11 protein-coding genes are annotated in these 12,437 nt (G+C 31.8%); 2 read left to right on the top strand and 9 right to left on the bottom strand.

Annotated features, from left to right (window positions below):
- Nucleotides 1-86: 86 nt before the first annotated feature.
- Entirely contained in the window at nt 87-1,118 is a 1,032-nt protein-coding gene (locus DWY01_RS05255; RefSeq protein WP_117994321.1) for an Abi family protein, read from the top strand.
- Nucleotides 1,119-1,427: 309 nt separating this feature from the next.
- On the opposite strand, the gene DWY01_RS11510 is transcribed toward DWY01_RS05255, so the two are convergent.
- Nucleotides 1,428-1,574 (bottom strand): hypothetical protein, encoded by a 147-nt coding sequence (locus tag DWY01_RS11510; RefSeq protein ID WP_158553658.1) that lies wholly within the window; start codon nt 1,572-1,574, stop codon nt 1,428-1,430.
- A 277-nt stretch (nt 1,575-1,851) separates the two neighbouring features.
- Between DWY01_RS11510 and DWY01_RS05260 the strand changes: the two genes are divergently transcribed.
- Nucleotides 1,852-2,172, top strand: coding sequence for a hypothetical protein (locus tag DWY01_RS05260; protein ID WP_117994326.1), 321 nt, complete (start codon nt 1,852-1,854; stop codon nt 2,170-2,172).
- A gap of 311 nt (nt 2,173-2,483) precedes the next feature.
- On the opposite strand, the gene DWY01_RS05265 is transcribed toward DWY01_RS05260, so the two are convergent.
- The 8 genes from DWY01_RS05265 to DWY01_RS05300 all read right to left on the bottom strand — a co-directional run bounded on the left by DWY01_RS05265 (nt 2,484) and on the right by DWY01_RS05300 (nt 12,414).
- Entirely contained in the window at nt 2,484-3,782 is a 1,299-nt protein-coding gene (locus tag DWY01_RS05265; RefSeq protein ID WP_117994329.1) for a recombinase family protein, read from the bottom strand.
- A gap of 61 nt (nt 3,783-3,843) precedes the next feature.
- A complete protein-coding gene (locus DWY01_RS05270) occupies nt 3,844-4,479 on the bottom strand; it encodes a recombinase family protein (protein WP_217798216.1) in 636 nt (211 codons plus the stop codon).
- 200 nt (nt 4,480-4,679) lie between these two features.
- Nucleotides 4,680-6,779 carry a DNA topoisomerase gene (locus DWY01_RS05275; protein WP_117994332.1) on the bottom strand — a complete coding sequence of 700 codons (2,100 nt, stop codon included), beginning with the start codon at nt 6,777-6,779 and terminating at the stop codon, nt 4,680-4,682.
- A 46-nt stretch (nt 6,780-6,825) separates the two neighbouring features.
- Nucleotides 6,826-9,213, bottom strand: coding sequence for a toprim domain-containing protein (locus DWY01_RS05280; protein WP_117994336.1), 2,388 nt, complete (start codon nt 9,211-9,213; stop codon nt 6,826-6,828).
- A gap of 51 nt (nt 9,214-9,264) precedes the next feature.
- Nucleotides 9,265-9,486 (bottom strand): hypothetical protein, encoded by a 222-nt coding sequence (locus DWY01_RS05285; protein WP_117994341.1) that lies wholly within the window; start codon nt 9,484-9,486, stop codon nt 9,265-9,267.
- A 36-nt stretch (nt 9,487-9,522) separates the two neighbouring features.
- Complete coding sequence (locus tag DWY01_RS05290) at nt 9,523-10,350, bottom strand: hypothetical protein (RefSeq protein WP_117994345.1); 828 nt, start codon at nt 10,348-10,350, stop codon at nt 9,523-9,525.
- Nucleotides 10,343-11,116: a hypothetical protein gene (locus tag DWY01_RS05295; RefSeq protein WP_117994350.1), complete on the bottom strand. Its 774-nt coding sequence runs from the start codon at nt 11,114-11,116 to the stop codon at nt 10,343-10,345. The genes DWY01_RS05290 and DWY01_RS05295 overlap by 8 nt, the downstream gene beginning before the upstream one ends.
- A 35-nt stretch (nt 11,117-11,151) precedes the next feature.
- Nucleotides 11,152-12,414, bottom strand: a complete 1,263-nt coding sequence (locus tag DWY01_RS05300) for a CHAP domain-containing protein (protein WP_117994354.1) — start codon at nt 12,412-12,414, stop codon at nt 11,152-11,154.
- Nucleotides 12,415-12,437: the final 23 nt, after the last annotated feature.

The raw sequence follows: 12,437 nt of genomic DNA on the forward strand, positions 1-12,437 counted from the left end.
CTTAAAATAGCATTTATTACGTTTAGTAATATAACCACTTTCATGGTAAAATAGAAACGGTTACAATATGAGAAAGTGTGAATTAAATGAGTGAAACAGGTACAAATTATAAAACATATATGACTATTGATGAACAAATAGAATATTTAAAAGAGAGTAAAAAAATTGTCGTTGATGATGAAGACAGACATTATTTTGAAGAGCGAAATTACATTTCTTTGATTAATCCATACAAAGAATATTTTTCAACGGGGAGAAATAATAAAGGAAAGTTGGTTTATAAAAAAGAAGCAAATTTTAAAGAATTGATAAATCTAATAAACATAGATGATAAATTTGCAAAAAAGCTTTATGAAGCAATCGGCTATTTCGAGAGAAAGTTAAAAAATGTTCTGTTTTCAGAAATCTGTAAATTATATATAGATAATGAAGAAAAAGATATTCATTGTATTTCTTATGTGAGTGAAATACAATCGTTTATAACAAAACAGACCGAGCTTTCTCCACAGTTTTGTTCAAATTTTAATTATTTATATGTAACAGAAAAGGGAAATATTAAGAAAATAATTGATAATTACAATATTAAAAGAAAAACTGATGTTTTGATTCATATTTATAAAATTGCAACAAATTCTAGCATAGATGGAAGTGAATTAGAAGATTATGAAGAATGTTCGAATAAATTAATTCGACATTGTTATAAAAAACAACAAATAGTTCCTTTATGGATTATTCCTAATGCTTTGACTATGGGAGAATTACAAACGCTATTTTTGATGCTTCCTGATGAACCTCAAAAAAAGATAATATCGAAAATAATGAATATAGATACAACTAAAGTAAGTTCAAAAAACGTCGTTGCTTTTGCTGGACAGATTGAGCAAATTAGAAAATTAAGAAATATTGTAAATCATTATGAACCAGTTCTCCCCTTTTTAATGTCTGAGATTAAAACAAAAAAAATTGAACAATCTCAATTGTTTACTACACTAGAAATTTTATTTAAAATATACCCTATTGTTGATATAAAACCTGATGAAATCCAAGCTAAAATAAATCCATCTAACGCAAAAATTATACGTATTCTTAACGTTATGTACAAAAGCATATTATCGTAAAATATAAAAAGTTGTGGCCGATTTAACTGTCATAACTTTTTTCATATTTAAAATTTGATAGGGATAAATAAGCCTTTAAAGTTTAAAGGGTTTTCTTTGTCTAATTTAGATAAAATAAAAGGCAAACCCTAATGATTGGTTACATTAGTGATTCGCCAGTTTGTGACCCCTGGTCACCTTCGTCATATGTAATATACCATATTTTTTGCAAAGGTGCAAATTTTTTATAATCCCCATTACAATATGCCTTATCTTTTTACAAAGTGTCAAAACATTTTAGGTCCTGATTTTTTTTTTACTAGAACCCATCTACTGGAATAGACGTGTAAGAACCATTCTATCCCCTACAAAAGAAATTGCTATCTTATTGATTTCAAAATCTGATAAGAATTCAAGCAATTCTTCCTTTGATCCTTCTAGTCCTATGGACGGTAATATACGTTTGTTGCTCATCATTTAAGACCTCCTACGTTCAGTGTAGCAATCCAATGTGGAAATAACATTAATTTCGGAAATTTATTTGAGAAAAATAGAAAAAAGCAAATACAAAGATTCTAACATCAAAAAATAGGAAGGCTGGTTGATAGTGAATTTTTAAGAAAGTCGACCAAGTTAAACCTGTTAAAGCAGCATTTTATGCAATCTATTTAATCTAGAGCTATAGTCTTAATTCTTGCTTGAGTTCAAATGCAATGTTATACTCATGCACAAGAAGATAATAGGAGAAAGATACATGAACAGATATGAAATTTTTAGGTCTTTAAAACATTTAGAAGAAAATGTGAGCCAACATGAATTAATTGGTGTTGCATACGGAGAGACAATAGATGATGCTGCTGATGAAATTGATGAATGTATAAAAGCAGATTTGATTGCAGATGAAGACAATATTTACGCTGAATACAACGTAGATGTTAAACCTTTTGACCCAGCGGTATTGGAACTAGAACAATATGAGTATGCAGCTTCTGGAATACTATATCCTGCTGATTCTAATGCTCCTGAGAATATAATTCACGAGTATGGGATTAAAGAATTAAAATGTGAAAATTAGAATCGTATAGGAATTGAATTTGGAGATATTCGCTTAGAATGTCTCTTTTTTTGTGCTTGCTTGATTTCTAATTGGAAAGGCACAAAAAAGGAGCTGGCAGAAAGGGTTAAACGCCAGCTCATGGAATAAAAGTGTTGGATGATATTGATTTACAAGTGTTATGATTTATGGCTCATCCAACAATGCCTAGTATAGCAGTGTGATATGTTATATTTCAAACATAATTTGAGCATTTTATTATTTTTGAACTTTCAAATACGATCCCCATAGGGCAATGATTTGAGATTCAAGTATTCTATAACCAATAAGAATCACTTCTTTTTAAACTGAATACTGAGTACAATTTGTTCATCAAAATCGAAGATAATTTTTGAAATCATATCATGGACATATGCATATTTTTCATCTTGCGTCATTTCAAAATATTTTGAATTGGATACAATGTCTAAAGAGGTTAATTCTTTTAAAGCTAAACTTCTTTCCTTCTCTAATTTTGCCATAGTAAATTTATACGTATCAAAGTCAATAATATTTTCTTTATAGGCATTAAAGACTTCTTCTTTTTTCACATCCAAAGATGACAATATCAACTCCTGTTTTTTATGTTTTTCAATAGTCTTGATTCTAAATTCTTCCAAGAATAAAGTTTCAAATATTTCTTTTTCTAAGAAGGATTGATTTACTCTTTTGTTACATTTACTACAATAATAATATCTATATATTGTACTAACACCCGAATTGTGTTTTATAGTACATACGTGTTGCATCATTTCCCCACAAGAGCAATATACCAAATGATGAAAAGTATAAGTCTGCTTTTCTAGACTATGCACTTCTCTATGTGCTGCCATTTTAAGCAACTCATTATATTTATTTAAATTCATGATTGGCGGAACAAAATCGTCATAAGAAGCTCCGTGAAATTCAAAAACTCCTATATTCAATTTACGTATCAGCAATTCTTTTAGGTGTCTCCAAGATTTACGATATCCATATTTAGCAAACACCATCTTGCTTATATCTTTTAAACTATACCCCTCTATATAACAATCCGTCATATAATTAATAATTTCAGCTTCATCTTCATTTATTACTAGTTTTCCATCCTCTGTTTTATTCCAACCATATGGTGCTTTCCCTCCACATGGGTATTTTCCACTACGTACCATCTGTTCAAGCCCTGCAATGGTTCTTTCGCTGATGACCTCTCTTTCCCACTGACTTATCAACGATAATAGACCTACAAACATTCTTCCATTTGCTGATGTGATATCCAGTCTATCTACAACGGCAACTAAAGAACAGTTGTAATCCATCACTTGTTTTATTAGTTTATAAGTGTCAACAACATTTCTGGTTAAACGATCTAACTTGAACGCAATAATTGTATGAATTTTTCCTTTTTTCATATCATCAAGCATTCTTGCCATTTCAGGGCGTTCTAAATTTTTGGCAGAATAACCATCATCTTTATAAATTTCAACTTCATCGTTTGGATAATACAAATCTATATACTTCTTACATTGTACCTCCTGATCGCCTAATCCGTATCCATTTCGTGCTTGGTCTAAAGTGGATACTCGTAAATACATAGCTATAATTCTCTTCATAAATTAATGTCCTCCTCAAAGAAAAAAATGTGTAGATGGCAGTACTGCCACCTACACATAATTATTGATGATTTGCTTTGTATTCATTTACATATCTATAGTAGGTGGCTTTCTTCATCTTTAGCTCTCGCATTAATTCTAACGAACCCAGCTCACCGTTTATTACCTTCTGGTAATGCTTTGCAAAATCCTTTGCCGACATTACACGCTTTCTACCATACTCTTCCCAATTACCGTGTAATCTTTTTTCTTCGATTCCTTCTCGTTGTCTCTTTTCCCTTCTTTGCATTTCCGTTTCTGCCTGCATAGCATAAATTTCAATTATTACTTTATTGATTGTTTCAGTAATTAATTTATTCATCTTATCTGCTTCTTCAGGCAATTCAATCGTTGTTGTAGGAATATCAAGAATCATAACTCTAATCCCATGTTCTTCATAATACCTCAACTCATCACAAATAGCTTTTTTATTTCTTGCAAGTCGATCCAGTTCATAAATTACTAAAGTATCACCTTCTCGTAACACATCTTCCTTCAAAACTGTATAACGTGGGCGATCGAATGTTTTCCCAGAGATTTTATCAACAAATACTTTTTGCAATGGATAATTGTGCTTTTCACAAAACAATTTGATTCCGTCTACACCTCGATCTAAATTCTGCTCTTTTGTACTGACTCTATGGTAACCATAAAACATAATTTTCACCTACATTCCTACAACTATTATAAAATAACAGTTCCGAAAAGTATACATTGTGAGACTACTAAAAATAATCGTTTATACTAGTATCAAAAAGTATTAAAAACATAAAACGAGACTAGTATCACTTAATGAGACGTATTTATAAGTAGTGAAATAAAGACCTGTATATTCTATCCCCTAGACTTAATTCCCTGTTACTTCTTCTTTTTAGAAAAAACTAGTTCCCAATCAATATAATCCTTGTTGTTAAATGATTTTGGCGTATCTTTTATTTTTATGCCAGCCTCATAATTCTTATCTTTACCTTTAGAGTACAAAGTGAATTTTGGACATTTGCCATTCAAAAGAGATTTTATATCCTTTTCGCTTAGTTCAATTTCATTCCCAAATACATTTACTTGCTTTTGTAATGCAAATGAACATTGTGTCCTGTCATCTTTTTTGTGAGAATAAAAATCTCCATACTTCCCTTTTAATTTATAAATAGGCTTGCCACACCACGGACAACTACCATACTCCGTCCATTCACTGGACTTATCATATTTATTTAATGAATAGTTTGATAAATTATTGAAATATTCATTTAAAAACGATTTTGTTTCTATCAATGCATCATCAATAGATAAATCCCCTTTATAGACCGATTTCAATGTTTTCTGCATTTCTACGGTTCTTGCAGGTGACATATCACAATGAACTTTCTGTAAAGATTCAACCATGTATTTTCCTTTAGGCTCAATCCTATACACGTTTCTCTTCAATGAAATATATCCAACATTTATTGCTTTTTCTATGATACCTGCACGTGTTGCCTCGGTCCCAATCTCGCACCCACTAAGCAATAACTTATATTCATCTTCAACCGACTCATTGTCTTTCTTAAAAGGGTGTGTAAGATAGTTTCCTAACGTCTCTACAGTATAATGACTTGGAGGGGATGTTTTCTTTTCCACTGGATTAAAATCAACAGTAATTCGATCACCTATCTTTAAATTTGGTAAACTAATATCTTTAGCGTCATCCATTTCATATTTCATCCATCCAAATGACTTAAACATTTTCCCTTTTAACTGAATAGTTTCAGGATTAAATCTTCCTACCTGTATTGCAATCACCGATTCAGTAACAACGCATTCATCTTTTGTAAATACAGAGAAGAAACGATTATATATGGTTTTATAAACGTTAGCTTCTTTTTCTGACAAAGATGTAATATCCGCAACATTTTCTGTTGGCGATAACGCAGAGTGTGATTCGATCTTAGAATCATCGAACACACGCTTAGTATCTTTAAAAATTAATTCTCCATTCTTGTCGTGGATAAGGATTAAATTTTTTACCCTATCTTTCTCATTCTCGCTTAGAAACTCTGTGTTTGTTCTAGGATACGTTACAAGTCCCATCTCATATAGAGTCTGAACAATTGATAATGTCTCAGCAGGCTTTAATTTAAATTTCTTACCACAATACCCCTGTAGTTTACTTAAAGAAAACAATCTAGGGCTGGTCTTTACAGTGTCCTTGGAAGAAGCATCTACAACTGTGCCTCCAGTGACATTATAATCATTGCAAATAGACAAAGCATTAGCTCTGTCAGTTACTTCAAATTTCATTTTTGAAACAAGCTCAATACCATCGACATTTGAAATTAACGAATAATACTTTTGAGGAACAAAATCCTCTATAGATTTATCTCTTTCATATATAGCGATGACTATTGGACAAATAACACGTCCAATCGACATCATTTGATTTGCGATTGATGAGATTGATCTTGTTAAATTTATTCCAAGTACCCAATCAATATATGTTCGAGCAAGTCCTTCATAAAATAAATTATCATACTCGGAGTCAAGCTTCCTCTCATCCATCTGCTTAACAATTGTTTGAGGTGTTTGATCTGGCAGCCACAATCGAGATATTTTCTTTTCTGAGTTTAAACCTGCATTTAAAATCAAACGAATAATAACTTCACCCTCTCGATCAGCATCGCCTGCACAAATAATTTCATCAGTATCAGAATCATTTATAAGCCTACATATAATGTCAAATTGTTTTTTCACATCACTTTTTAAATTGAATTCAAACGGATTTGGATAAAAGGGTAGATTTTCACCCCACGGAACTTTATGACCAAAATACTGGTCCATATCCTTCAATTCAAGCAAATGTCCAAAAGCGTATGTAACAACGATAACACCATTAGATAAATACCCATCATACTTCTCGTTAACACCAAGTGCACTGGCAATTGTCCTTCCTAAGCTTGGTTTTTCCGCAATAATTACCTTCATAAACACCTCCAAAAAAAGTGGAAAGGTGGCAATACCGCCATCTTTCCTATCGTGATTTATTCATTTCTTTTTCCTGCCCTACAGAACGATTTAATTCATCAATTGATACTGGATTACCTGACATATCACGCATCCTTTGTAAAACACTCTTATTTTGTGGTTTATCAATAACAACATTATGATTCTGTACCTTATTTTTTTCTTCCTTGTATTGATTCAATCTTTCGTTCCAACTATCTGCATGAGCAGGACTAACATATCTTACATCCATCCCATTGTTATTAAATGAATCTAAACAAGATACAATATGCATTGCGGATAGGCTGTTGTTTTTATTTCCGCCCTTGCTAGGCATATAGGCAATGCCTTTAAACTGATATTTATCATTGAAGGATTTGATACCATTGATTTTCGATTCATTGAGATTGCCATCAGAAATAAATGCATATTTAGCTAAGTTATGCCCAGTTTCTTTCAACAAAGTCATGTATGATAACATATCTATATTAGATTCAAAAACCAGTAATTGCTTTTCGTTTGACGGAACTAAATCAGTTCTAGTTTGAATAAAAGTTTCAGCCTTGTCATCAATAAACATTCCCTTATTTGTTTTTGAAAGACGGCTCATAATACCTAAATCAATCCCTTTATTTTCTAGAAAAGAAATAGACTTTATTAATGAATCATTTTCATTTAATTCCATATTAGTTAAAGGAACATCCTTTGTTTGAGGAATAGACTTAACTAAATCATTTATATCCTTTAGCATATGTATTTTAATCGTATCCAAAGAAATTGTGTTGTTTCTGTATCCAACAATAATATCGTTCCAGTCTTTGCAGGATGGGATATCAGGAATAATCGGTTTAGCATCTATGCCGGTTTTAGATAATTCACTTGAAATCTCCTTAGCTTTGTTCTGCCCCCAGTTTTCCTTTCCTTCATAGTCATTGTCAAATAATATACGAACTGTATTATAGCCATATTCTTTACATGTTTCAGGTATGCATATATCATGATTTATCGAACTACATGACAGATATGCAAACCGTGTATAATCTACACCACACTCTTTTAGCAAAGACATATATGATATCATATCTATATTTGCTTCAAACACTAGAAGAGGCTTATTTGAATTCCCTTTTTCGCCGAAACGACCATTTGTTTCAGGGTCATAAAACCATCCGACCTTATAATTACAATTTTTAAAATCACCTTTAAACTTAATTTTAGGAGAAACCGACCTCTGGCAAACCGAAGAAATATACATGTTATCCTTTCTACCGACAAAAGCTACTTTAGGACCATACTTATCCGATATTTGATAAATCATTTTTTCAGTTATCATTTTGTTGACAATATCTTTATCCAACCCCCTAGTTTTGGTAAGATAAGCAATCGACTGTCTCATAGATCTATTTTCCTCAGTATCAAAATTCAACTCTTTTAGCTGATTGTACAAATCTAAATGACGATTATTATCCGATAATTCAGCAGGCTTTTCTCTGACAGTCTCAACATATTCTTTATCTAAATCAATATGAGGCATCAACTTCAAGACTGCATTTTTAAAATCAACACCCATGATTTCCATGTACAGTTTGACGCATCCACCACGTTTACCTTGGCTATTCCAAAAGAAGAAATTACGTTTTAAATCAAAAACAAGTGAATCATGGTCACGGTCACGCAACGAAAATCTACCATTCTTTTCAAGATTCAATCCACATAGTATAGCTACATCATCAATTTTCATTTGCAAATCTATTTGTTTTGCGATCTCCTTTAAATCGTTGGATTTAGATTTATCGCTTCGGCTTTGATTTATTTCTCCACTATCAGATATAGAATCATTTTCATGTTCCTGTCCATCATTAACATTCTCAACATTTGATTCTGTAATTGTTTCGACATTTAAATCCGCTTCATCTATTGGATCAACGATATTTTCAGTAACATCTGGTTGATACTCATTTGCAAACAAGATATCGTTTACACTGTCATCAATATCTTCCAGATTCATATTCACGCCTTCAACAGCGTGTTCCATCTGTTTGTTGTATTCATCCTCCAAGCCAAGGAATACAATTTGTTCCTTATCAAGATAAAAATTATAGTATCCTTCACCATCAAGTATACCCTGATAAACATCATCCACAATTGTATCTCTATAAGCTTCAAATGCATCTGAATATGAAAAATAAGACTCATCATCATATTCTGTAACAATTAACACTGATCCATCAGTACTTTCGTTTATATCCCATTCCAGTGATTCAAGATCCTTAACAAAACTTCTTACAATACTTCTTTTTAAATTGTTGTTGTACTTTTGTTGAGCTTCTATTGCAGATAGAGATGAAGGATTTGCTGTCTGCTGTATAATCCGATCTGTATCAAACCTTTCTCTTATATTGTTATACTCATTCATATTAAAAATAATCCTCCAAAATATTAAAAGATGGCAGTACTGCCACCTTTATTACACGTCAAATAAATTTTCATCCACATCATAATCATTGATTATGTTTTCAAACTGACTATTCTTACAATTCATAAATAACAATTTAGTGTCGTTGATGAAGTCAGAAACAAAATCCATAAAATCTTCATAGTATATTTCTTTTAAATCTAAATTAAAATATTCCACCTCACTAGTACCAGATTCATTAACAAAAAATTCTTTTTCCATACTTAGTTTCATTAAATTCACATCCAATCGTTAAGTATAATCATTAATCTATGTTTCCTGTTCATCCATTTCTATTTCATTTACAAACGAAATACCTTTAGACATTTTTTCCATCAAATGAAAAGCTTCTGATCTAAGGCGAGGTTGTTCAATAGTTAAATCACCAATTTCAATAATTAACGCATCCAAATCATCTAAATAAGATTGAAATGCAATATGAAAACAAGAAATTACTTCATGCATGTGTTTATAAACTGTTAATTTATTGCCGTCTTCAATTTTTAAAGATGATAGTGTGTGGGGGTTGACTATTCTAAGTTCTTCTCCAAACACATACATCAATAGATTTTTATAAAACAATCGTTTTTCATTATTTGAAAAATGATAAAAATCAAACAGTTTCAAATACGATTCTACGAAGATATCCTGCCATCCATATTTCAAAACCTTCAACAACGTATCATAATTTTCTTTTTTCTTAATCACTCTTTCAATTGATGAATCACGAACATAATTCACTTTGTTATGCATAAAGCCATCAATTTGATCAATATAATATGTATCAATCAAATCAAAATGAAGAGTATGATTTACACTGTCATAGACAGGTTTTAATAATCGAACGGGTGGACTATTTAGCATAGGCTTATTCTCTTCTTCAAATTCAAGGATAGAATCCCATCCTTGTAGAGTATTTACAATCACTCGGTTTGACGGTTGAAAATTCATAGCAATTAAAGCACAATTAAACCATTCTAAATCTGTGTTGAATTTCATAACACGTATGTTCCTTACAAAAACACTCTCAGTTTTAAATGCACTATCTATAATATACTCATGAATTTGTTTTATTATTTTAACAACATTTTCATTCATTTGAATTCTCCTTAAAGATACATTTGTATCCAATAGATTTTTCATCCTTAAAAACAGGCATAACCTTAAATAGCTGAGATGATGTATGTCCATATACATAAGCAGCCTGATAGCATTCTACATCATTGTTGTTATAATCTTTGGTAAAATACTTAGAATCTTTACGATGTGTTTTGGACTCTGATTCCCCTTGTATCCAATCATCTTTAACTCCAGATTCTGTTGAATCTTCATCATTCTCAATGCTTTTCACATAAGAAATATAATCTTGTATTTCCTCTTCACTAAGATTCCAACCTGCTGGAATTTCAACACCATCAACAGTAATGACTTGTTCTGCTACATCTACAATTTCACCACTTTTTGGATCTTTCTTTTTATTTGTAATTGTTTTAACTTTACGATTATCATCATGTAAGCCATGTACTGTATAAGTACATTCCGTTTTATCAAAGCGAACATTTGCTAAGGCTTTTAAATCACTGTCATAAACCAATTTTATTGTAACAACATCACCATTTTTTAAGCCTTTGTTATTTTTAATAGAATATTGAAAAGAATCAATCAGTTTATTTATAGTCTGATCATTGCCTGTGTAATGTACTTCATGACTAACAACTTTAACCTTACCCTTTTTATTCCAACCCGTTTCTTTTACTTTGATATTTTCAAAAGGCTTCAACTCCACTATATCCTGTTTACTACAACCACTCATAAACATAGCACAAAGAAATATCAACAATATATATTTCATATTATGTTTCATTCAATCACCTTCATTTCAATGTCTAAATAAATATATTAAATCGGTACTGCAAAGGTTACATCCCCATAATAGGCATGCAACTGTGAAATTGAATACGTAAAAGTACGCCAATCCGTAATGGCTGTAGCATAATCGTTCGTTATACCATCAATATTACCTTCGTGAACTGTAACCTGATCTCCATTCACTGCTACAACAATAAATACGTGATTATGACCATTCTTGTTATCACTTGAGCCGACAGCTCCCGCCGTAGGATCTTTTGAAAATTTAAATTTATCACCGTGAGCAGCCAACAATTCGCTAACACATTTATAGCCAGGACCACTAAAACCAGGATCATAACCATAAATTTCATAAAAACGACCCCAAGCAAACCATGTACATTGTCCATATAATCCGCCCTGTGCATAAGGATTTTTTGTAATCCATGCATCTGTATTAGAAAAATCTGGAGAACCTGTAATATCGCCACCACCATATTTCATGGCACGCTCCACTTTTGTGATAGCTCCCTTCCATTTATGATTATCATCCAAATTGTTGTTCAAGCCACCAAATCCAGCTGCATGAAGTTTAGGCATTGTAGTCCGATTTACGTCTCCATAAAACTCAACCATTGACCCATCCCCAGACAAACAGGCATGACTGCTATCATTATTTCCTTGATGTGTGTGTGCATCCGCTTTAATATCACATATGATAATATAGATCTGCTCACCAGAATCCAATGTTATCCGGAATTTTTCACCAATAGTGGTCGTATAATAAGTCGCCATAGCATTGCAATACCATTTATAGCCACCGTCTTCAATATAAGCAAGTCCCCATTCATCATGTTTAATCTGACCATATTTATTTTCAAATAATAGCTTATATTGTTCAGATGCTGTGTTTGTTACTGCTGATTCATTTGCCAAATCTTTAATTGTGTTGCCTGTATCGCACATTTTAATATCCGTAAATGTGTAACTCTGAGATGAAATAAATCCTAGAACACTAGAAATCACAATAAAAATACACATAAACATGAGTACAACAGGAATCATAGAAATAAGAACCGACATAATAACAGGAATAGTAGCAATTGCTGTATAAATCGCTGACAATGAATTAATAAAAGCTTTACCGATGTTTTTCAGAGTACGGAACGGATGTCTTATACTTGACATTATTCGTTGAATATTCTTTCTCTGTCTCCACATCTGACCAATCGTTCGTACAGACCCACGAGCTGCCTTATTGACATACCACATAGTTTTATTCGTGGTTGAATCTGGATCATTACCTCTAATCATAGCGTTTGTCAGTTTACGTGACT

The organism is Eubacterium sp. AF22-8LB (genome assembly GCF_003458715.1).
Lineage (GTDB): Bacteria > Bacillota_I > Bacilli_A > Erysipelotrichales > Erysipelotrichaceae > Holdemanella.